18 protein-coding genes and 3 pseudogenes are annotated in these 25157 nt (G+C 67.1%); 8 read left to right on the top strand and 13 right to left on the bottom strand.

The window, feature by feature from the left end; translation table 11 throughout:
• The first annotated feature begins 4 nt into the window (after positions 1-4).
• From T428_RS0112090 to T428_RS0112080, 3 genes and pseudogenes are all read left to right on the top strand, one after another.
• Positions 5-607: a DUF1707 SHOCT-like domain-containing protein gene (locus T428_RS0112090; protein ID WP_036467835.1), complete on the top strand. Its 603-nt coding sequence runs from the start codon at positions 5-7 to the stop codon at positions 605-607.
• A gap of 330 nt (positions 608-937) precedes the next feature.
• Positions 938-2417, top strand: a pseudogene (locus tag T428_RS27580) (condensation domain-containing protein).
• A gap of 3 nt (positions 2418-2420) precedes the next feature.
• Positions 2421-3803 carry a hypothetical protein gene (locus T428_RS0112080; protein ID WP_025736677.1) on the top strand — a complete coding sequence of 461 codons (1383 nt, stop codon included), beginning with the start codon at positions 2421-2423 and terminating at the stop codon, positions 3801-3803.
• On the opposite strand, the gene T428_RS0112075 is transcribed toward T428_RS0112080, so the two are convergent.
• The 6 genes from T428_RS0112075 to T428_RS27570 all read right to left on the bottom strand — a co-directional run bounded on the left by T428_RS0112075 (position 3800) and on the right by T428_RS27570 (position 11845).
• Positions 3800-5782, bottom strand: a complete 1983-nt coding sequence (locus tag T428_RS0112075) for a vWA domain-containing protein (protein ID WP_025736676.1) — start codon at positions 5780-5782, stop codon at positions 3800-3802. The genes T428_RS0112080 and T428_RS0112075 overlap by 4 nt on opposite strands.
• Positions 5775-7160, bottom strand: a complete 1386-nt coding sequence (locus T428_RS0112070) for a sigma 54-interacting transcriptional regulator (protein ID WP_036467833.1) — start codon at positions 7158-7160, stop codon at positions 5775-5777. The genes T428_RS0112075 and T428_RS0112070 overlap by 8 nt, the downstream gene beginning before the upstream one ends.
• A gap of 63 nt (positions 7161-7223) precedes the next feature.
• Positions 7224-8807 (bottom strand): bifunctional phosphoribosylaminoimidazolecarboxamide formyltransferase/IMP cyclohydrolase, encoded by a 1584-nt coding sequence (gene purH / locus T428_RS0112065; protein WP_025736674.1) that lies wholly within the window; start codon positions 8805-8807, stop codon positions 7224-7226.
• Complete coding sequence (gene purN / locus T428_RS0112060) at positions 8804-9433, bottom strand: phosphoribosylglycinamide formyltransferase (RefSeq protein WP_025736673.1); 630 nt, start codon at positions 9431-9433, stop codon at positions 8804-8806. The genes purH and purN overlap by 4 nt, the downstream gene beginning before the upstream one ends.
• Positions 9434-9532: 99 nt before the next feature.
• Positions 9533-10954 carry a cell division protein PerM gene (locus T428_RS27575; RefSeq protein ID WP_211243939.1) on the bottom strand — a complete coding sequence of 474 codons (1422 nt, stop codon included), beginning with the start codon at positions 10952-10954 and terminating at the stop codon, positions 9533-9535.
• 39 nt (positions 10955-10993) lie between these two features.
• A complete protein-coding gene (locus T428_RS27570) occupies positions 10994-11845 on the bottom strand; it encodes a DUF5336 domain-containing protein (RefSeq protein WP_036467831.1) in 852 nt (283 codons plus the stop codon).
• Between the two features lie 284 nt (positions 11846-12129).
• Here T428_RS27570 and T428_RS0112045 point away from each other — a divergent pair, with 284 nt between their 5' ends.
• Positions 12130-12978, top strand: a complete 849-nt coding sequence (locus tag T428_RS0112045; protein WP_025736672.1) for an LLM class F420-dependent oxidoreductase — start codon at positions 12130-12132, stop codon at positions 12976-12978.
• 23 nt (positions 12979-13001) lie between these two features.
• On the opposite strand, the pseudogene T428_RS27565 reads toward T428_RS0112045, so the two are convergent.
• From T428_RS27565 to sucC, 3 genes and pseudogenes are all read right to left on the bottom strand, one after another.
• A pseudogene (locus T428_RS27565) lies at positions 13002-14521 on the bottom strand (acetyl-CoA acetyltransferase).
• A 107-nt stretch (positions 14522-14628) separates the two neighbouring features.
• Positions 14629-15531 carry a succinate--CoA ligase subunit alpha gene (sucD, locus tag T428_RS0112035; protein ID WP_025736670.1) on the bottom strand — a complete coding sequence of 301 codons (903 nt, stop codon included), beginning with the start codon at positions 15529-15531 and terminating at the stop codon, positions 14629-14631.
• A gap of 12 nt (positions 15532-15543) precedes the next feature.
• The gene (gene sucC / locus T428_RS0112030; RefSeq protein ID WP_025736669.1) at positions 15544-16707 is read right to left on the bottom strand and encodes an ADP-forming succinate--CoA ligase subunit beta; all 1164 of its coding nucleotides are present in this window, start codon (positions 16705-16707) and stop codon (positions 15544-15546) included.
• A gap of 264 nt (positions 16708-16971) precedes the next feature.
• On the opposite strand from sucC, the gene T428_RS0112025 reads away from it, so the two are divergent.
• Both T428_RS0112025 and T428_RS27560 read left to right on the top strand, forming a co-directional pair.
• On the top strand, positions 16972-18069 hold the full coding sequence (locus T428_RS0112025; protein WP_025736668.1) for a M23 family metallopeptidase: 1098 nt from the start codon (positions 16972-16974) through the stop codon (positions 18067-18069).
• 149 nt (positions 18070-18218) lie between these two features.
• Positions 18219-18608: a hypothetical protein gene (locus T428_RS27560; RefSeq protein ID WP_036467829.1), complete on the top strand. Its 390-nt coding sequence runs from the start codon at positions 18219-18221 to the stop codon at positions 18606-18608.
• Positions 18609-18702: 94 nt separating this feature from the next.
• Here T428_RS27560 and pcrA read toward each other — a convergent pair whose 3' ends face one another.
• Positions 18703-21045, bottom strand: coding sequence for a DNA helicase PcrA (gene pcrA, locus T428_RS0112015; RefSeq protein ID WP_025736666.1), 2343 nt, complete (start codon positions 21043-21045; stop codon positions 18703-18705).
• A 349-nt stretch (positions 21046-21394) separates the two neighbouring features.
• On the opposite strand from pcrA, the gene T428_RS0112010 reads away from it, so the two are divergent.
• A complete protein-coding gene (locus T428_RS0112010; RefSeq protein ID WP_025736665.1) occupies positions 21395-21667 on the top strand; it encodes a chorismate mutase in 273 nt (90 codons plus the stop codon).
• Positions 21668-21776: 109 nt separating this feature from the next.
• The gene (pgi, locus tag T428_RS0112005; protein ID WP_025736664.1) at positions 21777-23441 is read left to right on the top strand and encodes a glucose-6-phosphate isomerase; all 1665 of its coding nucleotides are present in this window, start codon (positions 21777-21779) and stop codon (positions 23439-23441) included.
• A gap of 16 nt (positions 23442-23457) precedes the next feature.
• On the opposite strand, the gene T428_RS0112000 is transcribed toward pgi, so the two are convergent.
• The 3 genes and pseudogenes from T428_RS0112000 to T428_RS35400 form a co-directional block, all read right to left on the bottom strand.
• Positions 23458-24207, bottom strand: coding sequence for an SDR family oxidoreductase (locus T428_RS0112000; RefSeq protein ID WP_025736663.1), 750 nt, complete (start codon positions 24205-24207; stop codon positions 23458-23460).
• A gap of 60 nt (positions 24208-24267) precedes the next feature.
• A complete protein-coding gene (locus tag T428_RS34485; RefSeq protein ID WP_245604884.1) occupies positions 24268-24738 on the bottom strand; it encodes a zinc finger domain-containing protein in 471 nt (156 codons plus the stop codon).
• Between the two features lie 150 nt (positions 24739-24888).
• A pseudogene (locus T428_RS35400) lies at positions 24889-25131 on the bottom strand (DNA-formamidopyrimidine glycosylase family protein); the annotation flags it as partial.
• Positions 25132-25157 lie beyond the last annotated feature (26 nt).

The raw sequence follows: 25157 nt of genomic DNA, 5'->3' as shown, positions 1-25157 counted from the left end.
GATGATGAGCGATTCGGCGCAACGTGATGCGAAGGACGCCCGCGAGGATTTCTCGCGTGCGGCCGACACTGATCGCATACAAATCGCACAATTGCTGGCGTATGCCGCCGAGCAGGGCCGCCTGCAACTCAAAGATTACGAAGACCGGCTGGCCAGGGCGTACGCGGCCACGACCTACGAGGAACTGGATCAGCTGCGGGCCGACTTGCCGGGCACGCCGATAAGCCCGCGCCGGGGCGGCAAACCGAATCCGGCGCCCTCCACACTGCTGCTCGCGTTGTTGAGTGGATTCGAGCGGCGCGGCCGCTGGAACGTGCCGAAGAAGCTGACCACGTTCACGCTGTGGGGCAGCGGGGTGGTGGATCTGCGCTACGCCGACTTCACCTCCACGGAAGTCGACATCCATGTGGTCTCGATCATGGGTGCACAGAAAATCTTGTTGCCGCCCGAGGTCAATGTCGAAATCCACGGCCGCGGGGTTATGGGTGGCTTCGATCGCGAAATCGTCGGGCAAGGCATGCCCGGCGCCCCGAAGGTCAATATCCACGGCTTCTCGTTATGGGGCGGTGTGGGCATCAAGCGCAAAGCGCGCCGACCCCACGGGTAAGCCCGTCTCGGGCACCACTGAGCTACCTCGGCCGACCCGGCCGCGCCCGATTGGGGCAGTAAGGCTACTGACATCGCGCTGAAAACGGGTGGGATTGCGTATCTTCGCAAAACCGCACAAAATGTGCCGTCCCTCGACTAGCGTCCAGACCAGCAATTCAGGGGGTGCAAGCGACGCCACGGGTTGGGCACGGGCGTATCGGGACGTGCGTCGCAAGAATTCCAGCGCGAAGGTGTATTTGTGCTGCGCGAAAAACGATGCGTCAGCGGCATTTCCATCTCTCGCCGGGCCGCCCACGAAATGTCGGCACCACGCAAGGCGAGGCTCAATATGGTCGCACTCGGGAACATCAACGAATGGCCACCCGGTCCGCTCACCATGTGGACCGCCGTACCAACGGCACACGAGGCGACCCGCACCGCGCGCCGAAGTGACCTTGCCCCGAGTTACCAGCAGGCGCAACACCTCTGGGCCGCATACCACGGCAAGGCGCTGAACAGACAGCTACCGCGGCTGATGATCGTGGCGTGGGACATCCCGGGCACCTGCGACATTCCGGCGATGACCACCGCGGTCAACGCCCATGTGCGTCGGCACGACACCTACCACAACTGGTTCGAATTCGACGAGGGCGCGATCGTGCGCCGCACCATCGAAGACCCTGCGGCCATCGACTTGGTACCCGTGTCGTGGGGGCATATGACCCCCGACCAAGTTCGTACCCACGTCTTGACGACGACCCGCGAAACGCTGCAATGGGGTTGCTTCAGTTTCGGTATCGTCCAGCACACCGACTACTTCACCTTCTATGCCAGTGTCGATCATCTGCACATCGACGGGCTGTCGGCCGGCGTCATCTTCTGCGACATCCACCTGACCTACCAAGAGCTGGTGCAGGGCGCCGATCCGCGCCCGACCGCCACGCCGGCCGAGCTCAGGAGTTACCGCGCCTACACCGCGCGGCAGCGCACCAGGGTTGCGGGGCTGACCCTGTCATCGCCGGAGATCAAAGACTGGATCGAGTTCGCGCGGGACGCCGACGGCGACTGGCCGAGCTTCCCGCTGCCCCTGGGCGACACTTGGACCAGCAGCGCCGGCGACTTGGTGACCGTCGAGTTGTTGGACGCGGCCGCAACGGAGGCCTTCGATGCCGCCTGCATCGCGGCGGGCGCCCGGTTCATCGGCGGCGTCCTGGCGTGCACCGCGTTGGCCGAATATATATATATTGACCGGCAAAGAGATTCATCGCGGCTTCACCGCACGGGACACGCGGGCACCGGGCACCGACACGATGACGGTGGGCTGGTTCGCAAGCATGGTTCCGGTCATCGTGCCGACTGACGGCGTTTCCTTCCCCGAGGCCGCCCGGGCCGCCCAGAAGTCGTTCGATGCCGCCAAGGATCTCGCTCAGGTGCCCGTCGAGCGGGTCTTGGAACTCGCGACGCCGGAGGAGTTGGGCATCAAACTGCCCTCGCAGCTGCCGATGATGCTGTCCTTCCTCGACTTTCGCAAGATTCCACTGGCCGGGCTGTGGGCCGAGACGAACTTCGGAACCTACGGCGACAGCCTGTCCCATGGCGAAATCAACGTGTGGATCAACCGGCACGCCGAGCGAACCACGGTCACGATCTCGTTCCCGGACAACGAGGTGGCCCGGGAGTCGGTACACCAATACATCGAGACGCTGAATCGGATTTTCGCCCGCGTCGCGGGCAAGGCTCTCGAGCAGTCGAGAACCTTTGCCGCGGAACCCGATTCGGATGGCCTGTATGCCGTCGCCCCGACGAAGGACGACGATGAGGCGGCCTAGAACATGAGCAACCTGCTGGATTTGGCCGACCAGACACTGTTTCTCGGCGAGCGAGCCACCGCGACCACCAGCGCGTTGCAATGTATCTGGGTGTACGACCGGCCCGTCGACATCGACGCCCTGCGGCGGTTCCACCACCACCTGGGCCGGGGCCGGCTGTCGCGGCGAATCGAACGGTCTCCGTTGCCGTTCGGCCGTCACCGCTGGGTGACGCCCAGCGACCGGCCCAGTCTCGAGATCGCGGCAACGCCGCGCCCGCGTGACGAGGTCGACGCGTGGCTACAGACGCAGACCAGTCACCGGCCGGACGCCGAACACGGTCCCGGCTGGCACCTTGCCATGCTGCCGCTAACCGACGGCGGTGCGGTGCTCAGTTTCGTCGTCACCCATTGCCTCACCGACGGCGTCGGCCTGTGCGAAGCGTTGGCCGACGCGGCGTGCGGGCGTTACGACCCGATCAGCTGGCCACCCGCCGCCGCGCGGCGTCGGTGGCAGGCTCTGCGCGAGGACATCCGCCAAACCGATTGCGACACAGCGGATGTGGGGCGCACCGCGCTCGCCGCAGTGCGAATGGCCCGGCGAGCCAACGGGGCCGCCGCGCGATCCCGGCAAGCCAACGGGGTCGCCGCGCCCACATCCAAGAAGCGGCCCGCACCGCCGCGCGGACCCGACCACGGCATCACCCTGCCGACGGCAATGCTCTTCTTCGACGCCGAGGAGTGGGACGCCCGCGCACAGGAACTCGGCGGAACCAGCAACGCGCTGCTCGTCGGGTTGGCAGCACACCTCGCCCACCGGGTGGGGCGGGTCGCCGCCGACGGCTCGGTCAACGTGGGAATGCCGCTCAACGAGCGCACCCCGGGCGATACCCGCGCCAACGCCGTGGTCAACGTCGACGTCACGATCAAACCGGCAGCCGCGACGACCAGCCTCGGCGAGATCCGCGCCGCGATCAAGCAAGCGCTGATCCGCAAGCAGGATCTACCCGACGAGCGCTGGGCATTGCTGCCGCTGATTCCGCTGATCCCGAAACCGGCGTTCCGCCGGCTGATCAGCGTGGTCACCGGCGGTGCCACCACGGTCGTGTCGTCCAATCTCGGCGCGATCAACCCGGCGGCCAACCGGCCGGACGGCACCGACGCCGACCACTTCGCGATGAAGTCGCTGTACCCGGGCGTCACCGCCGCGACGATGTACCGCACCAACGGCGCGCTGGCGTTGTTGTCGGGGCGCGCCAACGGCCGGGTCTTCGTCTCGCTGCTGGCCTACGAGCTGGGCCGGCATAATTCGAATGACAAGTTAGCACAGCATATTTCGAGTGCACTGAACGAGTTCTCGCTGACCGCCACACGGGGCTGGCGCGCCGCCAGCCCCGTGACGGGTTAGCGCCGCCGCCGAGACCGCAGGTAATCGCCGACCACGGCGGCGCCCAGGCCGTCGAGATCGGGCACCACGACGCGTCCCTCCACCCGTCGCGCGACCTGGTCGATGAACCGCGCCAGCCCGGGGTCGCTGCCCAGCCGGAAGATGGTGATCTGCGCGCCCAGCCGCGCCATGTCGTCGAACCCGCGCACGGTGTGCGCGATGGTCCGTGGATGAGGCGGATAGTCGAAGAACACCGACGACCCGTCGCCGTCGACATCCTCGAGGTGTGCGGTCGGTTCCCCGTCGGTCACCACCAGCACGACGGGTTGCGCGTTGGGGTGGCGGCGCAGATGACGGCCGGCCAACGCCAGCGCGTGGTGCAGGTTGGTGCCCTGCTCGTAGACCCCCTCCAGGCCGGTCAGCTCGGCGGCGGTCACGGTCCGGGCGTAGCGGCCAAACGCGATGATCTGCAAGGCATCCGAGCGGAACCGGGTGCAGACCAGATGGTTGAGCGCGAGCGCGGTCTGCTTCATCGGCAGCCAGCGATTCTCCATCACCATCGAAAACGAGGTGTCGACCAGCAGCGCCACCGCTGCCTGGGTGCGCGTCTCGGTCTCGGACACCTCGACGTCGTCGACGGTGATCTTCACCCGCGCGTCCGGGCCGTCCAGCGTCGCGGTTCCCGCCTGCCGTAGCACCGCGTTGGTCAGGGTGCGCGGGATGTTCCACGGCTCGGTGTCACCGAACTGCCATGGCCGGGTCGCACCGGTCAGCTCCCCCGCCGCTCCGGCGCGGCGCAGCTCACGGTCGCCACGACGGCTGGAAAGCTGTTGTGCCACATCGCGTAATGCCGTCTCACCGAGCCTGCGCATGGCCTTGGGCGACAGCCGCCACTGGCCGTCGGAGCCACGGTCCAAGAAACCCTGATTGACCAGGGCCCGTTCCAGTTCGGCCAGCGTCCGCGCGTCGACGGCGGCCTGGTCGCCGAGCTGGCGCGCCAGCGCGTCGAGATCGACGTCGTCCATCGTGGCGCCGGGATAGCTCTGCGAAAGCTGGTCGGCCAACTGCTCCAGTTCGGCGATGTCGGCCAGGGCCTGGGTGCCTTCACCCATGCCGAACGGGTTGTCACCGGAGAACTGCTCGGAGCCCATCCAGTCCTCACTCGGCCGCGCGGCCTGCAGGTGCGAGTCGAGCCGGTTCAGTGCCTGCATCAGCGACGGCGACCCAAAAGCCTGCTGCGCCAAGGCATCAAGCTCGGCACGCTGGTCGGGGCTGAGGCTGTTGCGGAACCGCTGCGCGGCGGCCGCGCGCTTGGCCAGCGAGTCCAGCAGCTCCTCGACGTTGCGGGGGTTCTCCGGGAAGAACTCGCCGTGGGAGTCCATGAACTCGTCGAAATCCTGCTGCGTGTCCTCCCCGCGGGCATGCTTGTCCAGCAGGTCGTTGAGGTCGTTCACCATGTCGGTGACGCGCTGGCGATCCTCGTCGGTGGCGCCCTCCAGGGCTTCTTTCATACCGGCGAGGCGCTGGTCGAGCATCTCGCGGCCGAGCAAATCCTTGATCTGGTCGTACTTTTCCCGGGCCTCGGCGCTGCGCCAGTTGTATTCGGACAGTTCTTGGACGGCCTTGGCCGGCGAGGACGGTAGCGCGTCGAGCTGCAGTTCGCCGAAACGGGCGTCGTCGTCGAGCGCACGGGCCAGCTCCTTGCGCTCGGCCAGCACCGCCTCGTCCAACAGCCTCTTGATGTCCTGCAGAGTTCCGTCTAAGTTATTGCGCCGCAACAAGTCCCGTCGGCGACGGTTCGCCTCGGCCGCCAGCCGGTCCGCGCCACGCATGTTCTCGGTACCACGTCGCATCAGCTCGGACAGCGCCCGGCGCGGCGAGGCACCCGCCATGACGTCCTGCCCGATCTGCTCGAGGGCCTCGCGCAGATCCACCGGCGGAGCCAGCGGGTCGGGCCCACCGGTGTACGCCGAGTATCGCGACGAATGCCCTTTAGCCATAGACGGTTTGGCCCTCGCCAGACACCTTGTCGATCCTCTTGGCCAGGTACAGCGCTTCCAGTGCCAGTTCCAGTGCCGCGGCGCGCTCACCCTCGGATTGCGCGTGCAACCGGTCGGCGATCTGCTCCACGACGGGCAATCCCGGAACGGCGGCCAGCACGTCCTTGGCCGAGATCCGCTCCCCGGTCGTCACCGCGGAGCCGGCTTCCACCGCCGCGACCAACGGCGCGACGTCGATGCCCCCGAACGCTCGCGACGCGGTGTCGGCGGTCGCGCGGCGCAACAGGTGCTCGAGCACCGCCTGCTCGCGGCCTTCCTCGCCCGATTCGAACTCCAGCTTGCCGCGCAGCACGTCGATCACGGTGCCCAGGTCCACAACTCGGGCGACGGGGTCGCTCTCGCCGAGCACCGCGCCGCGGTGCCGCGCCGATGCCGCGACGGTCTCGGCGGCGGCGATGGCGAACCGTGCCGATACGCCGGATCGCTGGTCGACCGAGTTGGACTCGCGCAGGTAGCGGGCGAACCGCGCGATCACCTGCATCAGATAGTCGGGCACCTGCGCGCTCAGGTGTGCTTCCTGCACGATGACGCCGACCTCCGCGTCCAGCTCCAGCGGGTAGTGGGTGCGGATCTCGGCGCCGAAGCGGTCCTTGAGCGGGGTGATGATGCGACCCCGGTTGGTGTAGTCCTCCGGGTTGGCGCTGGCGACCACCAGCACGTCCAGCGGCAGGCGCAGCGTGTAGCCGCGGACCTGAATGTCGCGTTCCTCCATCACGTTGAGCATCGAGACTTGGATGCGCTCGGCGAGGTCGGGCAGCTCGTTGACCGCCACGATGCCGCGGTGCGCGCGCGGGATCAGGCCGTAGGCGATGGTCTCCGGGTCGCCCAGACTGCGCCCTTCGGCCACCTTGATCGGGTCGATGTCACCGACGAGGTCGGCGACGCTGGTGTCCGGGGTGGCCAGCTTCTCGGTGTAGCGCTCGCCGCGGTGCCGCCACTCCACCGGCAGGTCGTCGCCCAGGGTGGCCGCCCGCCGGATCGACTCCGGCGTGATCGGCGTGTAGGGATGCTCGCCGAGCTCCGCGCCGCCGATCACTGGCGTCCATTCGTCCAGCAGCCCGACCAGCGCGCGCAGCAGCCGAGTCTTGCCCTGGCCGCGTTCGCCGAGCAGAACGAAGTCGTGACCCGCGATCAGTGCCCGCTCCAGCTGGGGTATTACGGTGTCCTCGAATCCCAGGATGCCCGGCCAGATATCGTCGCCCTCGGCCAAGGCGGTCAGCAGATTCTCGCGGATTTCCTGCTTGACTCCGCGCTCGCGATGGCCGGATGCACGCAGTTCGCCCAAGGTTCGGGACAGATTGCTCGGTGATGTCACCACTCCAAGTTACGTCCCGCCATACAGGTGCGTCATGCGCACCGGCTTTACCGCGGCCCGGAGGCTTCAGTGCGCGAAGTGACGAGCCCCGGTGAGGTACAGGGTGACGCCGGCTGCGGCAGCCGCCGCGGTGACATCGTCGTCACGCACCGAGCCGCCCGGGTGCACGATCGCCTTGACTCCGGCCCGCGTCAGCGTCTCCAACCCGTCGGGGAACGGGAAGAACCCGTCGGAAGCGGCCACCGCGCCGGCGACTCGTTCGCCGCCGCGTGCGTTCCCTCTTTCAACGGCCAGCCGGGCCGCGTCGACCCGGTTGACCTGGCCCATGCCGACGCCGATGGTCGCCCCGCCGCCGGCGATCACGATCGCGTTCGACTTGACCGCGCGACAGGCCCGCCAGGCAAAGACCAGGTCGCTCAGCGTCGCCGGGTCCGCCGGTGATCCGGTCGCCAGCGTCCAGTTGGCGGGGTTGTCACCGTGCGCGTCAAGCTGATCGCGCTGCTGCATCAGCAGTCCCCCGCTGATTGGTCTCAGCTCGGAGCCACCGGCCAGCGGCTCGGAGGCCACCAACACCCGGATGTTCTTCTTGCGCGTCAGCACATCGAGGGCATCCGGCGCGTAGGCCGGGGCGACGATCACCTCGGTGAAGATGGTGCTGACGTACTCCGCCATCTCAAGGCTGACTTTGGTATTGGTGGCGATGACGCCGCCGAAGGCGCTCAGCGGATCGCACTCGTGAGCCTTGCGATGCGCGTCAGCGACCGAAACCGACGAGATCGCGATGCCACATGGGTTGGCGTGCTTGATGATTGCCACACAGGTTTCTTCATGGTCGAAGGCTGCCCGCCAGGCCGCGTCCGCATCGGTGAAGTTGTTGTAGGACATCTCTTTTCCGTGCAGCTGCTCGGCCTGCGCCAGGCCCGGCCACGCTGCTGGGTCGACGTAAAGCGCCGCCTGCTGGTGCGGGTTCTCCCCGTAGCGCAGCATCGCCGAACGGCGCCAGCTGTGGCCGAACCACTGCGGGAACGTGGTTTCCGGATGCTCGGGCGCCAGCGTCGACTCCATCCAGCTCGCCACCGCGATGTCGTACTCGGCGGTGTGTTGAAACGCCAACGACGCCAGCTTCTTGCGCTCGGCGAGGGTGAATCCGCCGTTGCGGGTGGCGGCGAGCACCCCGTCGTAGCCGAGCGGATCGACGACCACCGCCACACTCGGATGGTTCTTGGCGGCCGCCCGAACCATCGAGGGCCCGCCGATGTCGATCTGCTCGACGCATTCGTCCAGGCCCGCGCCGGAGTCGACGGTCTGGCTGAACGGATACAGGTTGACGACGACCAGCTCGAAGGCGGCGATCCCGAGCTCCTCGAGCGCCGCGGCGTGCTCGGGCTTGCGCAGATCGGCCAGCAGTCCGGCGTGCACTCGCGGGTGCAGCGTCTTGACTCGGCCGTCGAGCACCTCGGGGAAGCCGGTCAGCTCCTCCACGGGTGTCACCGGAATCCCTTTGTCCGCAATGGTCTTCGCGGTCGATCCGGTCGAGACGATCTCGACGCCGGCCGCACTTAGCCCCTGCGCGAGTTCGATCAGGCCGGTCTTGTCGTAGACGCTGATCAACGCGCGGCGAATCGCTCTTCTTGACTCGTCGGTGCTCATCCTATGGTCGCCTTTCGTCCGTTCCAGGTCACGCCGCGGGTCGCGATCGCGGCTACCACGTCCACCAGCAGTCGCCGTTCGATGACTTTGATGCGCTCGTGCAGTGTCTCTTCGGTGTCGCCGTCGAGCACCGGAATGGGCTCCTGCGCCAATATCGGCCCGGTGTCCATGCCGGCGTCCACCAGGTGCACCGTACAGCCCGTGACCTTCACACCGTAAGCCAGCGCTTCGGGAACCGCGTGCGCTCCGGCGAATGCCGGCAGCAGTGCCGGATGCGTGTTCAGCGTGCGACCGCAGAATCGTGAAAGGAATTGCGGTCCAAGGATTTTCATGAATCCTGCCGAGACGATCAGATCGGGTGAGTGTGCGGCGGTGGCCTCGGTGATGGCGGCGTCCCAGGCTTCGCGGCTGGGGTGGTCGCCGAGCCGGACGGTGAAGGTCGGCACCGATGCGGCAGCGGCGATCTCGGTGGCCCGGCAGTCACGGTCCACCCCCACCGCGACCACCCGGGCCGGGTAGTCGTCGACGGCGGCGTCCAGCAGGGAATTCAGTAGCGTTCCGGTGCCCGATGCCAGCACCACCAGTCGCGCCGGCGCACTCGGGGGCACGCGGAGCGGTTCGACCACATCGCGAAGCCTAATGGGAGTCGATCGGCGGTCGCGCGACGCGTCGGGCAATGGCGCTGGCGCCCTGTTGTTCGGGCGCCCGCGGAGGGTATAGAGCGGCTAGTCCCGCTCGGTCGCCCGGTGCTCCGGTTCGTCGGGCCCGGCCTCGGGCTCAGGTGCCTCGGCGGCGGGCTCCCCAGCCGCGGGCTCTTCAGCCGCGGGCTCTTCAGGCGCGGGCTCCCCGGAGAACGGCTCGTCGAACGGGGTTTCGGCGAACTCCTCGGCGTCGTCGAGCAGCAGGTCGTGGCCGGCGGGCTCCGAGGACGCCTGCGCGAAGTCCTGCGGTTCCGCGGCGGGCGGCGCCGCCGCGCGCTTTGGTTTGGGCCGTCGCGACCGGCGCCTGATCCCGCCGGCCATCACCACCGTGGCCCAACCGATCACCGCGAACCAGAAGAAGGTGCCGATCCACAGCGCGCCCTGGTCCACCCCGACGTCGCCGACGTTGCCCAGCCGGCCGCCGCTGCCCAACGCCAGCAGCGACATCATCAGTGCCCCGACCACCGCGGCAACCAGCAGCTTGGCCACCGCCGGCAGCAGCGGAAGCGGGCGCCGGGCGCATTGCTGGCCGACCGCCACACCCGACGACGCCCCGACGATCAGCAGTGCGACCCACACCGGCCCCAGCGGCGGTGACGGCGCTGCGGCCAGGACGGGCAGCGCCGGAATGTCGCCGCCGAAAACCGTGAACGAACTGAACGTCGCAAAACCGATATGAGCACTGGATCCCACCGCGACCGCCGACGTGCCGACGATCACGTTGGGCGCGTAGAGCATTGAAAGCACGGTGAGGCTGAACTCGCCGAAGATGGAATCGGTGATCCCGTAGAGATCCTGCATCGTCGCCCAGTGCACGACCAGCGAAGCCGCCGTCACGAACCCGGACAGGCCGACCAGCGCCAGCACCCCGGCGGTCGCGGCACGCAGCGAATCGACCAGCCAGAAGGGCAGCGACGCCGCCGTCAATGCCCGTCGGCCGAATCGCGAACCCACCCCAATCGCGGCACCGATCGCGTGCACCACCAAAACACTGGCGAACGCGCGCAGCGCTCCGGGTGTCTGCAGCTCGGTGAGCACCGTGGATGCGTCGTGGATGACGGCCAGCGCGATCGCCGCGACCAGCAGGGGCCCACCCAGCGCCGAGGCGACGACCCACCGGACCACGAGCCAAGACGAGTAGCGGCTGGCGGCCCGCGCCGTGGTGCGCGCGGTCGCCCACACCATGAACAGGTTGGGCGCCAGCGGCAAGACGCCGAGCTCGCGACCGCCGATCGAGATCGGCACCTTGTGCACGCCGAGCCAGATGCTGGCGATCGCCCCGAGCGCTCCGGTCATGTCGCTGTTGGCGATCAACAGCTGTAGCAGCGTGACCGCGGCGATGACGACCAGCGCCAGCAACGCGGGACCGAACGCGACCCGGACCAGGTCACGCGCCTGACGAGCACCCGCTGCCCGGCTGTCCCCGCTTGCTGCCACCCTGTTCACTCTTGGCGCACGTGCCCGACGAGGCGCGATAGCCCGCGGTTAGGCCGGCGCAGAAGGTGACTGGTCGCCGGGCTGCTCGGAAGCACCCGTACCGCCGACCGACGGGGGCGGGCTGACGCTCGGGAAACCGGTGGGCGGCGTCGTCGGACCCTGCTGCTGAGCCGCCGACTGCGGTCCGGATTGCGGGGACTGCGCGCCAAAGCCGCCGGTCGGGATCGCGCTCTGGGTCGGGGCCTGGCTCGAGGGGTTGTACCCGCCGTATTGCGATCCGTACTGCGACTGCGGGTTGTGCTGCTGCGGGCCCTGCTGACCGTAGTACCCACCGTGCTGCTGTCCGCCGTACTGCCCGTACTGGCCGTACTGGCCGTACTGCTGCGCGTAGGGGTCGTACTTGGGCCGCGGCGGCGGCGCGGTGATGACGCCGGCGTCGAGCAGCAGCACGACGACAGCGGCGACGGCCTGCAGCACGCTGGCCGCGACCAGCGGCCACATGGCCCACCCGACGGCGAATCCGGCCGGGGTGTTGATCATCTCGGCGATCGCCAGCATCGCGCCCAACACGGCGACGGCCGCCACCACGCCCGCGTAGTTCTTGGCCTTGGGCAGCAGGCTCAGTCCGGCCAACAGCGCGGCCAGGACGGCGACCAGCACCGCGGTCCCGGCGTCACCGGCGCGGCCGCCGGACGCCGGACCCAGGTCGGCGCTGAGCACGAAGGTCGGTCCGAAGTTCAGCAGGTACACCGTCAGGCCGAGCACGAGCACGGCGATGTTGACGTACAGCGGCAGCTTGCTCTCGCCGTCGTCGGTCTTCGCGAACGACGGCGTGGCACCGGGGTAGGAGCCGCCGGGCTGCGCTTGCGGATAGCCGGAACTCCCGAGCGAGTAGGTCATGACTCCTCCTGTTGCTTCCAGTGCCTTCAAGACCTCGACAGTCGCCACGCAGGCGTTGCGGTGCGACGCTGTGCTTCCAGGGCTCGCCGTACTCGAACGCCAAGACGTGCCCGCGCTTGCGTTACGCGCGATCGATCAACCACGCTAGCGCACGTTCGGACGGCCGTGCCGGAGCGACCGGCCCCCGCACGCAACCAGGGCGGATCGTCGCGGCACCCCGTCTCGGAGACGCTCGGCCGGGGGCGGGTTGCCCGGCGCAGGTAGAACACGTTGTAATTCTGTGCATGGATTACGGGCTAGTGCTTTTCACCAGCGACCGGGGCATCACCCCGGCGGCCGCCGCCAAACTTGCCGACGACCACGGCTTCAAGACGTTCTACGTGCCAGAACACACGCATATCCCGGTCAAGCGGGAGGCGGCGCACCCGACCACCGGTGACGAGTCACTGCCGGACGACTGGTACATGCGCACGTTGGACCCGTGGGTAAGCCTGGGCGCCGCGTGCGCGGTGACGTCGCGGGTGCGGCTGTCCACCGCGGTGGCCCTGCCCGTCGAGCATGACCCGATCACGCTGGCCAAAAGCATCGCCACACTGGACCACCTGTCCGGTGGACGGGTCAGCCTGGGCGTTGGATTCGGTTGGAACACCGACGAACTGACCGATCACGGCGTGCCGGCCGGACGACGCCGCACCTGCCTGCGCGAGTACCTCGAAGCGATGCGCGCACTGTGGACGCAGGAGGAGGCCTCCTACGACGGCGAGTTCGCCAAGTTCGGGCCCAGCTGGGCGTGGCCCAAGCCGGTGCAGGCCCACGTTCCGGTGCTGGTGGGTGCCGCGGGCAACGAGAAGAACTTCAAGTGGATCGCGCGCAGCGCCGACGGTTGGATCACCACGCCGCGCGACCTCAATATCGACGAGCCGGTGAAGCTGTTGCAAGACACCTGGGCGGCCGCCGGGCGTGACGACGCCCCGCAAATCGTGGCGCTGGACTTCAAGCCGGTGCCCGAGAAGCTGGCGCACTGGTCCGAGCTCGGGGTGACCGAGGTGCTGTTCGGACTGCCGGACAAGTCCGAGGACGAGGTCACCGCCTACGTGGAGCGTGTGGCGGGCAAGCTCTCCTCGATGGTCTAGCCCCCCACGCCCGTGCCGCGAGGCTACGCGAGCGAGGCCCGGTTGCCGTTGTCGGTCGACCACACCGAGATCTCGGCGCCGAGCGGGTCGCCGTCGCACATCAGCGCGACGAGGTCGTCGTCGGTCGTCGTGGCCATGAACCGGCTGTTGTCCGCGGCGAGCCGGCCGACGATGATGCCGGTGCGGGTCGGCCAGTCGTAGCGCACCGAGTATGTCTCGATCCGCGCCGCGCCGTCGGGGGTCTTCGTGACGTCGAACTTCGGCAGCGCGTGGATTTTCTTGTTCAGCTGCGCGCAGTTGTCGGTGCGCCAGTCCACCGGTGTGGTCGAGTAGATCCCGACCGAGTACTTGCTCATGATCCCGCCGTTGGCACCGACGAAGCCGAATTGCCCGGGCCTGTCCCGCATTTGCGTGACGGTCTCGGCGATACCGTGCAGCGAATAGCTGCTGCCGGGGCCGCCGAAGTAGGGCAGCCCACCGGTCAGGGTCAGGCCGCGCGGGTCGTCCCCGTCGATGCCCAGGGCTTCGCAGATGACGAACACGGGGAACGGAAAGCAGCTGTACAGATCGAAGGTGGCGATGTCGTCGACGCCAATTCCGGCTACCCGCAATGCTTCTCGGGCCGCATGGGCCGCCGCCGGACTGGCGCCGAGGTCGACGCGATCCAGCATCGCCTGCTCGACCATGTCTGAGTGGCCGTGCAGATAGACCCACTTGTCCCGCGCCACACCGAGGCGGGTCGCCGCCGCCACCGACATCAGCACCGCCGCGGCGCCCTGGTTCACCTGATCCCGGCGACGAGCAGCCGCGGGTACGGGTCACAGATCATCCGGTTGTCGTCGGTGACGGTGCTGATCTCGTCGACGGTCCGCTCCAACGGCGATGACGAAAACGGGTTCTTGGCAGCCACTTTCGACATCGGGGCGAACAGCTCGGCCATCTCGCGCCGATAGTCGGCCACACCATGGCCGAGACGGGCGCAGCGGGCGTTCTCCAGCAGCCCGTACTGCACGGGCGCCCCGGTCAAACCGTGTTGAATCGTGTAATCGTTGTAGCTGAAGATCTGGTGGCCGCGATCCTCCAGCTGTCCCTCGACGTGTTCGGTGAAATCGGGTTTGTCGTCGCGAGTTGCGAAGTAGCGCGCCGTCGACCCCGGCTCCGAGCCCATGATCAGCACGACGTCGGCCTCGCCGGCCGCGATCGCCGTGCCGGCCTCGGTGACCAGCTTCTGCGGACCCTGCCCACCGACGGGTTCGAGCACCACGCGGGCCGGGTTGCCGCCGAGACGGTTCATCACCGAGCGCGGATAGTTGTTCGACTTGCCGAGCGCGGGCGGCATCGACCCGGAGAGCTCGAACTGTCGCAGCCCGAAGACCGTGTCGACGGCCTGCGCAACGCCTGTGACGCCGGTGTCGGCAAGCGCTTCCCGCACCGCCGCCGTCGCCAGGTCGACCGCCGACATGCCCCGATAGTCGGGGTCGTCGATGCGCTCGGTGAACTGGTCGACGCCGACGAGCACCGGGGTACGCGGATCCACCGGCATGACAAACCTCCTGGCAACTGTTAGTTCGACAGGCTAACCGATGGCGGGGGCCGAAACGAGACCGCGGCCCGACCATGAATGCCGTCGGGCCGCGGTCTCGTGAAGAACTACAGGCTCTGCAGGATCTCCCGGGCCAGCGCCGCTGTCTCCGACGGCGTCTTGCCCACTTTCACCCCGGCGGCTTCCAGGGCCTCCTTCTTGGCGGCCGCGGTCCCCGACGACCCGGACACGATCGCGCCCGCGTGGCCCATCGTCTTGCCTTCCGGCGCAGTGAATCCCGCGACGTAGCCGACGACCGGCTTGGACAAGTTGGCCTTGATGTAGTCGGCCGCCCGTTCCTCGGCGTCGCCGCCGATCTCGCCGATCATCACGATGATCTTGGTGTCGGGATCCTTCTCGAAGGCCTCGATCGCGTCGATGTGGGTGGTGCCGATCACCGGGTCACCGCCGATACCGATCGAGGTCGAAAAGCCGAAATCGCGCAGCTCGTACATCATCTGGTAGGTCAGCGTGCCGGACTTGGAGACCAGGCCCACAGGACCGGGTCCGCTGATGTTCGCCGGCGTAATGCCGGCCAGCGCCTCACCCGGCGTGATGATGCCGGGGCAGTTCGGGCCGATGATCCGCGTCTTCTGACCCTTGTCGACGTTGTAGGCCCACGCATATGCGCTGTCCTGCACCGGAATTCCCTCGGTGATGACCACCAGCAGCGGGATCTCGGCATCGATGGCCTCGATGATCGCGTCCTTGGCGAACTTCGGCGGCACGAAGACGACCGACACGTTGGCTCCGGTCTCCTTCATCGCCTCGGCGACGCTGCCGAACACCGGGAGTTCGACGTCCTTGCCGACCGGGTCGACGTGCGACACCGTGGTGCCGGCCTTGCGCGCGTTGACACCACCGACCACCTGCGTGCCGGCCTTCAACATCAGCGCGGTGTGCTTGGTGCCCTCACCGCCGGTAATGCCCTGGACGATTACCTTCGAGTCCTTGTTCAGGAAAATCGACATGTCTTGACTCCCTTACTTGTTCGCCAGCTCGGCGGCTTTGTCGGCACCGGCGTCCATGGTCTCGGCCTGGATCACCAGCGGGTGGTTGGCGTCGGCGAGGATCTTGCGGCCTTCGTCGACGTTGTTGCCGTCGAAACGGACCACCAGCGGCTTGTTGGCCTCGTCGCCGAGCATGTTCAACGCGGTCACAATGCCGTTGGCGACGGCGTCGCAGGAGGTGATGCCCCCGAACACGTTGACGAACACGCTCTTGACCTGCTTGTCGTTCAGGATGACGTCGAGGCCCGCGGCCATCACCTCGGCCGACGCGCCGCCGCCGATGTCGAGGAAGTTGGCCGGCTTGACCCCGCCGTGCTTCTCGCCGGCGTAGGCGACGACGTCGAGCGTCGACATCGCCAGGCCGGCGCCGTTGCCGATGATGCCGACGGAGCCGTCGAGCTTGACGTAGTTGAGGTCGTGCTCCTTGGCCTTGAGCTCCAGCGGGTCGGTGGCGTCGCGGTCCTCGAACTGGGCATGACCGGGCTGACGGAAGTCCGCGTTGGCGTCCAGGGTGACCTTTCCGTCCAGCGCGAGGATCCGGTCGTCGGGCGTGCGCACCAGCGGGTTGACCTCGACCAGCGTGGCGTCTTCCGCGACGAACAGCTCCCACAACTTCTGGATGGTGTTGGCCGCGGCGTCGAGCACCTCGGACGGCAGGTGACCCTGCTCGGCGATCGACCGCGCGGTCGCCAGGTCGACACCGGTCACGGCGTTCACCGGGACTTTGGACAGCCGCTCGGGCTTGGTGGCGGCGACCTCTTCGATCTCCATCCCGCCCTCGACCGAGCACATCGCCAGGTAGGTGCGGTTGGCGCGGTCGAGCAGGAACGAGATGTAGTACTCCTCGGCAATGTCGCTGGCCTCGGCGACCAGCAGCTTCTTCACGATGTGGCCCTTGATGTCCAGGCCGAGGATGTTCTTGGCGTGCTCGTATGCGTCGTCGGGTGTCGCGGCGAATTTGACGCCACCCGCTTTGCCGCGGCCACCGACCTTGACCTGCGCCTTGACCATTACCGGGGCGCCCACCTCGGTCGCGATTTCCTTCGCGCCCTCGGCGGTGTCGGTTACACGACCGGGCGTAGTAGGTACGTTGTGCTTAACGAACAGTTCTTTCGCTTGATACTCGAAAAGGTCCATGAACTCACTGTCTTCGCTCGAGTTATTTGCAAGGCCTACAGCTCGGCGGTGCCGGGATCGGCAACTCGCACGGTGGAACTGTAACCACCCGCCGAATAGCCGCGACCGGCGCATCCACCCATGTGGCGCAGGTCACGACACGCCGGGAAGGGCTAAACGTGATCCAGTTCACAATCGGTCCCCGAGGTTGCCAGTCGGTTCCGTGAACGGATAACGTCCTTACGTCCAGATAACGTTATGGTCACGATACGAGGACATCTCAGCTTGTCCCAACACCGTCTCGCGCGTACTCCTGCGTTGTCGGGAGCCGGTCGCCAATACCGCGACCAGTGGGCACAACCGCACCAGAACGAAGTCACCGAAATCCTGCCGCTGGACGGATTCGACTTCGACGACCTGGACTTCGCGGACTTCGGTGAGCTCGACGACCTGGACCTGAGCAACGGCTCCACGTTCGACTACGAAGCGCAGGTGCTGCTCGCGCCCGCACTCGACGACCTGGACGCGACCGACGACCTGAGCCCGCTGCCGCTGGCGCCACCCGCCCCCGTGGCCACGACCCCCGCGGACCCCCACGAATCCCTGGTCCAGCTCGCCCTCAAGCTCGGCGCCGACCTTAGCTCTGACGACATCGACGTGGCGGGTGTGGCCCGCCGCAGCGGGCAGCACCGCAAGCAACCGACCAGTGCCGCCAAGGGCCGCGTGCTGATTTCGGCGATGGCGGCCGGCGCCGCGGCCGCGGCCGCGCACACCGCGACCAGTCAAGCCGAAACCACCAAGGCCGAGACGGTGCTGACCGCCAACGCGTCGGCGCTGACCGGCGGATCGGGCGGCAACGCCACCCGCGGTGCGCAAGTGATCGCCGTCCAACCCGCGGCCAACACCCTGCACAACCAGGAACTCGCCAAGGGCGTGGCCTTCGCCAACGACCGCGCCCAGCGCGAGGCGCGCCTGCAGCAGCCGCTCTACGTCATGCCCACGCACGGGATCTTCACGTCGAACTTCGGCTATCGGTGGGGCGTGCTGCACGCCGGCATCGACCTCGCCAACTCGATCGGCACGCCGATCGTGGCGGTGTCCGACGGTGTCGTCATCGACGCTGGCCCCACCGCCGGCTACGGCATGTGGGTCAAGCTGCTGCACGCCGACGGCACCGTCACGCTGTATGGCCACATCAACACCGCGCTGGTCAGCGTCGGTCAGCGCGTGATGGCCGGCGACCAGATCGCCACGATGGGCAACCGCGGCAACTCCACCGGCCCGCACCTGCACTTCGAGGTGTTGCGAGGCGGCACCGAGCGCATCGACCCGGTCCCGTGGCTGGCCAAGCGGGGAATTTTCGTCGGCAATTACGCTGGTTGAGGTGACCGCGCCGAACGACCCCGTCTCTTCCGACCCACCCTCCCACTCACGAACCCGGATCATTCGGCGTGCCCCCAGCGGGCCGATGCCGTCGATCCCGGAGAGCCCGACCACCCACCTGCCACGGCAAGCCGCATCCGCGCGGTGCCGTGCCGGATCGCCCGGTCGATGAACCCACTCCCCGGACGGTGCCGGCGGCCGCCGCGGTCAGCATCGTCAGCGGCTGGGCCACGTCGGTGGTGGCCACCGATTTGATCGCCGGCTGGTGGCGGACCGACCGCCTGTTCTGCATCGCGATCGCGTTCCTCGCGCTGGTCTTCGCGACCGCCACCATCACCGGGGTGATCATGCTGCTGCAGGGTCGCGCCCTGGGCCGTTATCTGATCACGACGGGCGCGGTCGTCGCGGTGCTGACCTACGGCGGCGTCTTCATCGCGGGCGCCCGCGTCGCGTGGATCGTGCACGCCTTCCCGCTGCTGCCGATCGCCAGCGTGGTGCTGGCGCTGCATCCGCGGACCAAACGCTGGCTCGAGCAGTAATCCCGTTCGCCGCCCGCCCTCTGTCCGCCGAACGTGCTCTCATGGCGACGATTTCGCGAATTTTCCGCCACCAGAGCACGTTGGGCGCAATGAATTAGAGCTTGCTGACCGGGGCGTGGTTGTGCATCAGTTTGACGCGCCCGGCGCTGCCGAAGTCGATCAGCGACATCGCCGATTCACCGACGCCGGAGACTTCCTCCACGCGGCCCAGGCCGTACTTGTCGTGCGTCACCCGATCGCCGGGTGCGAGCACCAGCAACGGACGTTTGCCCGCCCCTCCAGAGCGGCTCGTGGGCGCCGCCCGCGGAGTCCCGAACCGTCCGGTGCCGCTCACCGGCGCACTGTACGACGGGGCCGGCGCGGTGCGCCGCCAATCCATCAACTCTTGCGGAATCTCTTGCAGGAAGCGCGATTCCGGGTTGACCATCGGCTGCCCCCAAGAGGACCGGACGATAGCCCGGCTCACATACAGCCGCTGCCGGGCGCGGGTGATGCCCACGTAGGCCAGCCGGCGTTCCTCGCAGAGCTCGGTCGGGTCGTCGAGGGCCCGCATGTGCGGGAACATTCCGTCCTCCCAGCCGGTGACGAACACCACCGGGAACTCCAGACCCTTGGCGGTGTGCAACGTCATCAACGTCACCAGCCCGGCGTCGTGCTCGGGAATCTCGTCGGTGTCGGCGACGAGGGACACCCGCTCCAGAAACGACGCCAGCACACCGGTTTCGGGCACGTCTTCGTCTGCGAGGGCTTGCTCGGATTCGTCGAGTGCGGCAGCGTTGGCCTCGTCGATGCTGAATTCGTGTGCGACGCTGACGAGTTCGTTCAGGTTGTCCAGCCTGGCCAACTCCTGCGGATCGGTCGAGGATTCCAGCTCGCGCCGATATCCGGTGCGCTCCAGCACCGCCTCCACCAGATCGCCGAGATCGTCGTCGAGACGACCCCGCAGCTCGTCGAGTAGCTCGACGAATCCTGAAATTGCCTTCTCTGCACGGGAATTGAGCATCGGTACGTTGCCTTCGGCGGCGACGACCAACGCGTCGGCGAAGCTGGCGCCGGTGTTCTCGGCGTAGACCGCCACACACGCCTCGGCCCGGTCGCCGATGCCACGGCGCGGCGTGTTGAGGATGCGCCGCATGCTGACCGCGTCGCCGGGGTTGTCCAGCACCCGCAAGTAGGCGACGATGTCGCGGATCTCCTTGCGCTCGTAGAACCGCACTCCCCCGACCACCTTGTAGGGGATGCCGGCCCGGATGAAGACCTCTTCCAACGACCGCGACGAATTGTTGGTGCGGTAGAAGACGGCTACATCGTTATAGGTAATTTCACCCTGTTCGACGAGCGCGTCAATTTCTTGGGCGACGAATCTGGCCTCGTCGTGCTCATTGTCGGCGACATATCCGACGATCAACTCCCCTTCACCGGCGTCGGTCCACAGCCGCTTCTCCCGGCGCCCGGAGTTGCGCGCGATGACCGAATTGGCCGCCGAAAGAATGTTCTGTGTCGAGCGGTAATTCTGCTCCAGCAGAATGGTGGTGGCGTCCGGGTAGTCGCGTTCAAACTCCTCGATATTGCGAATGGTGGCGCCCCGGAACGCGTAGATCGACTGATCGGCGTCGCCGACCACACATAACTCCGCGGGCGGCACGTCGTCGTCGGACGAACTGCCGTCTGCGCGGCCGACCAATTCGCGCACGAGCACGTACTGAGCGTGGTTGGTGTCCTGGTATTCGTCGACCAGGACGTGCCGGAACCGGCGCCGGTAGTACTGGGCGATCTGCGGGAACGTCTGCAGCACCGCGACGGTCTCGCCGATCAGGTCGTCGAAGTCCAGCGCGTTGGCCGCCCGCAGCCGCCGTTGGTATTCGCCGTAGACCGACGCGACGGTGCGAGCCAAGTCATCGGATTCGTCCGTGAGTTTGGCCACAGCCTGATCCGGATCGATGAGCTCGTTTTTGAGGTTGGAGATCGCGACGGACAGCAGTCGCGGCGAGTACCGCTTGATGTCCAGACCCATGTCGCGCCCGATCATCTGCAGCAACCGGCGCGAGTCGTCGGCGTCATAGATGGAGAAGTTGGAATTGAGGCCTTTGATCAGGGAGGCCTGGTTGCGCAGGATGCGCACGCAGGTCGAGTGGAAGGTGGACACCCACATCGCACGGGCACGGTTTCCCACCAGCCGCACCACCCGTTCGCGCATCTCAGCTGCGGCTTTGTTGGTAAAAGTGATCGCCAGAATCTGTCCGACGCCCACGCCGCGCGCGGCGATCAGGTAGGCCACGCGCCGCGTCAGCACCGCGGTCTTCCCCGAACCTGCGCCGGCCACGATCAAAAGGGGCGAGCCCTGGTGGACGACGGCTTGGCGTTGTTGCGGATTGAGCCCGTCGAGCAGCTGGTCAATCTCGGCGGCGAGCTTGGCATCGGTTGCGTGCACAGTCATGTCTGACTCAATTTACCGCCGACGACCGACGGCAAGTGCCCAGGCCACGGCCCCACAGCAGGGTCATGTGGGGTCAATTTTTCGTTTTGCTCCCGCGTGTCCGTGGGTGTGGCACACTCGTTACATGGACAATACGCAGCTCCATCGCCGCCTCTCGATCCTCGAGTGGCGTCGCCGATTTTTTTGTGGGTATCGCCCCGCGGTGCCCATGGTCTAGTTGTGATTGCTAGAGCCAGTGGTCCGCTTCCGGATTCAGGGCTCGAACTTTTTCCAGAGCGCGAAACGTTTGCAGACCCAAAAGCGAACAAGACGAAAAGAATAACATTAAAACAACACGGGGGTAGCAGGGATGAGCGTCGAGATGATCGACATTGAACAGTTGGCGAACATTGAAGAGTTGCGCCTCGAGATCGACCGGTTGGACGCCGAGATTCTTGCGGCCGTCCGTCGGCGTGCCGAAGTCTCGCGGGAAATCGGCCGCGCTCGGATGGCGTCCGGGGGGACGCGCCTGGTGCACAGCCGTGAAATGAAGGTCATCCAGCGTTACAGCGAACTCGGTCCGGAGGGTAAGGACCTGGCGATGCTGCTGCTGCGCTTGGGCAGGGGCCGACTCGGCCACTGACAATCCTCGAACCCGAGGATTCTTTACCGCCAATTTCTGTATTGCCGCGGCAGCTCGTGCTGTCGGGTAGCGGTGGCTGTGCTCCGCGAGTCGGCACTAGGGTCGAATCATGACCTCCGTGCTCACCATCCCCGACATCACCGCCACCCCGGCGTGGAACGCCCTGCGTAAGCATCACGGGCAAATCGGCGAAACCCACCTGCGCCAGATCTTCGCCGACGACCCCGACCGTGGCCGCGATCTGACGGTGACGGTCGGGGATCTCTACATCGACTACAGCAAGCACCGCGTCACTCGCGAGACGTTGCGGCTGCTGGTCGATCTGGCGCGGGCGGCCAATCTCGAAGAGCGCCGGGATCAGATGTTCTCCGGTGTGCACATCAACACCTCGGAAGATCGTGCGGTTCTGCACACCGCGCTGCGACTGCCCCGGGATGCCGAGCTGGTGGTCGACGGCCAAAACGTCGTCGCGGACGTCCACAGCGTGCTGGACGCAATGGGCGATTTCACCGATCGGCTGCGCAGCGGCGAATGGACCGGGGCCACCGGGCAACGAATCCGCACCGTCGTCAACATCGGTATCGGCGGTTCGGACCTGGGTCCGGCGATGGTGTATCAGGCGTTGCGTCATTACGCGGACGCGGGGATTTCGGCACGCTTTGTGTCCAACGTCGACCCCGCGGACCTGGTCGCAAAGCTGACCGATTTGGACCCGGCCACAACGCTTTTCATCGTCGCGTCGAAGACGTTCTCGACGCTGGAGACCCTGACCAATGCCACGGCCGCGCGCCGCTGGCTGACCGACGCGCTCGGCGACGCCGCGGTCTCCAAGCATTTTGTCGCGGTCTCGACCAACAAGCGCCTGGTCGACGAATTCGGCATCAACACCGACAACATGTTCGGCTTCTGGGATTGGGTCGGCGGGCGCTACTCCGTCGATTCCGCGATCGGCCTGTCGGTGATGGCCGTCATCGGGCGAGAGGCCTTCGCCGACTTCCTGTCCGGGTTCCACATCGTGGACCAACATTTCAAGACCGCCCCGCTGGAGTCCAACGCGCCGGCGCTGCTCGGCCTGATCAGCCTGTGGTATTCGAACTTCCTGGGCGCGCAGTCCAGGGCGGTGCTGCCCTACTCCAACGACCTGGCCCGCTTCGCGGCGTATCTGCAGCAGCTGACGATGGAATCCAACGGCAAGTCGATGCGCGCCGACGGCACACCGGTCACCACCGAAACCGGTGAAATCTATTGGGGCGAACCGGGAACCAACGGCCAGCACGCGTTCTACCAATTGATCCATCAAGGCACCAAATTGATACCGGCCGACTTCATCGGCTTCAGCCAGCCCACCGACGACCTGCCCACCGCCGATGGCACCGGCAGCATGCACGACCTGTTGATGAGCAACTTCTTCGCGCAGACGCAGGTGCTGGCGTTCGGCAAGACGGCCGAAGAAATCGCCGCCGAGGGCACGCCTGCCGACGTAGTGCCGCACAAGGTCATGCCCGGCAACCGCCCGTCGACTTCGATTCTGGCCGACCGGCTTACGCCGTCGGTGGTCGGACAGCTGATCGCGCTGTACGAGCACCAGGTGTTCACCGAGGGCGTGGTGTGGGGAATCGATTCGTTCGATCAGTGGGGTGTCGAGTTGGGCAAGACGCAGGCCAAGGCGTTGCTTCCAGTGCTCACCAGCGACACCTCCCCGGCGCCGCAGTCGGACAGCTCGACCGATGCCCTGGTCCGTCGTTACCGGACCGAACGCGGGCGGGTCAGCTAAGGGTCGCGAGCGTCGGTCAGGCGAACGGCTTGGTCAGCGGCGGCGGTAGCACCCGCATCAGCTGCACCAGCGGTGCCCACGGCCACCGCGGCACCACGGCCCGGCCAGGTTCGCGCTCGATGGCGTCGACCAGCGCCCGGACGCCGGTTTCGTTGTCCACCATCAGCATTGTGCTCGCCGACTTGGCGGTCATCTCCGACTCGATGTAGCCCGGCTCGATCGTCGACACCTTGATCGGACCCCTGGCGTATTCGGCGCGCAGCGACTCGCCCAGCGACTTCAGGCCCGCCTTGCTGGCGCAGTAGGCGGCCTTGACGCCCGGCACCCCGGTGTTACCGAGCACCGACGAGATCAGCACCAGGTGCCCCGAGCCGGTCTTGGTGAAGATCTCCAGCGCGGATTCGATCTGCACCAGCGCGGCCACCAGGTTGGTCTCGATGGTCGCCTTGTTGGCCCACAACTTGCCCGAGCCCAGCTTGGCGCCCTTGCCGATACCGGCGTTGACGATGACGCGGTCGAGGCCGTCGATTTCGTCGCGCAGTTCGGCGAAGACCTTCGGCACCTGCTCGTGATCGTTGACATCGAGCGCGGCGCCCGCGATCTTGATCGCTGGATACTGTTGCGAGAGCTCGGTTTTCAGCTCGTCGAGCCGGTCGGTGCGGCGGGCGCACAGCGCCAGATCGCGACCTTTGGCGGCGAAATTGCGCGCCATGCCGGCGCCCAGGCCGGAACTGGCGCCGGTGATGAGGATCTTCTGGCGAGTCACCCGGGCAGCATATCGACACGCGTCAAGTTCGCGACGATCGACCGGTACCAGCACCCACGCTCATTTCAGCAGCCGCGACATCCGCCGATCGGCGAGCGCCTTGCCGCCGGTCTGGCACGTCGGGCAGTACTGAAAAGACTTGTCCACGAACGACACTTCCCGCACGGTGTCCCCGCACACCGGGCAGGGCAACCCGGCGCGCGCGTGCACCCGGAGCCCGGACCGCTTCTCGCCCTTGAGCGTCGCCGCGCCCTGGCCGACCGAACGGTTCACCGCGTCGGTCAGCACCGAGATCATCGCGTCGTGCAACGTGACGAGCTGCTCGCGGGTCAGCTTCCCGGCCGTGGCGAATGGCGAGATCTTGGCGACGTGCAAGATTTCGTCGCTGTAGGCGTTGCCGATCCCGGCGATCACCTTCTGGTCGGTGATGACGGTCTTGATCCGCCCGGTATTGCCGGCCAGCACCCCGGCCAGGTCGTCGGCGCTCAGGTCCAGGGCGTCGGGGCCCAGCGCGGCGATGCCCGGCACCAGCTCCGGATCGTCGACCAGCCACACCGCCAGCCGTTTCTGAGTGCCGGCCTCGGTGAGGTCGAAGCCCGGTGCCTGCCCCGGGGTGCCGAGGTGCACCCGCAGTGCAATGGGTCCCCTGCCCGGTCGCAGCGGCGCGGCGGCGAGATTGTCCGACCAGCGCAGCCAGCCCGCGCGGGACAGGTGCGCGATCAGCAGCAGATGCCCGGCCTGTAGCCCCAGGTACTTACCCCAGCGGTTGGCTCCGGTGACGGTCTGGCCGTGCAGCGCGCTGATCGGCGGATCGAAGGTTTTCAGGACCGACAGTGCCCCGACGTCGACGCGGCCGATGGTCGAACCCACGGCATGACGCCGCAGGTGGTCGACGAGCGCTTCGATCTCGGGCAGTTCGGGCACACCTTCAGTTTGCCGATCGTGACGGC

The organism is Mycobacterium genavense ATCC 51234 (assembly GCF_000526915.1).
GTDB classification, from domain to species: domain Bacteria; phylum Actinomycetota; class Actinomycetes; order Mycobacteriales; family Mycobacteriaceae; genus Mycobacterium; species Mycobacterium genavense.
The sequence above is the reverse complement of the archived record's forward strand: the minus strand, read 5'-3'. Positions and strand labels throughout refer to the sequence as shown.

Excerpts from the sequence above, each read along its gene's own strand:
- pgi (WP_025736664.1), top strand. The coding sequence starts at position 21,777 with ATGACCTCCGTGCTCACCATCCCCGACATCACCGCCACCCCGGCGTGG.
- T428_RS0112075 (WP_025736676.1), bottom strand. The coding sequence starts at position 5,782 with ATGGCTAAAGGGCATTCGTCGCGATACTCGGCGTACACCGGTGGGCCC.
- sucC (WP_025736669.1), bottom strand. The coding sequence starts at position 16,707 with ATGGACCTTTTCGAGTATCAAGCGAAAGAACTGTTCGTTAAGCACAAC.
- purH (WP_025736674.1), bottom strand. The coding sequence starts at position 8,807 with ATGAGCACCGACGAGTCAAGAAGAGCGATTCGCCGCGCGTTGATCAGC.
- T428_RS0112045 (WP_025736672.1), top strand. The coding sequence starts at position 12,130 with ATGGATTACGGGCTAGTGCTTTTCACCAGCGACCGGGGCATCACCCCG.
- pcrA (WP_025736666.1), bottom strand. The coding sequence starts at position 21,045 with ATGACTGTGCACGCAACCGATGCCAAGCTCGCCGCCGAGATTGACCAG.
- sucD (WP_025736670.1), bottom strand. The coding sequence starts at position 15,531 with ATGTCGATTTTCCTGAACAAGGACTCGAAGGTAATCGTCCAGGGCATT.
- T428_RS0112090 (WP_036467835.1), top strand. The coding sequence starts at position 5 with ATGAGCGATTCGGCGCAACGTGATGCGAAGGACGCCCGCGAGGATTTC.
- T428_RS27570 (WP_036467831.1), bottom strand. The coding sequence starts at position 11,845 with ATGACCTACTCGCTCGGGAGTTCCGGCTATCCGCAAGCGCAGCCCGGC.
- T428_RS0112080 (WP_025736677.1), top strand. The coding sequence starts at position 2,421 with ATGAGCAACCTGCTGGATTTGGCCGACCAGACACTGTTTCTCGGCGAG.
- T428_RS0112010 (WP_025736665.1), top strand. The coding sequence starts at position 21,395 with ATGAGCGTCGAGATGATCGACATTGAACAGTTGGCGAACATTGAAGAG.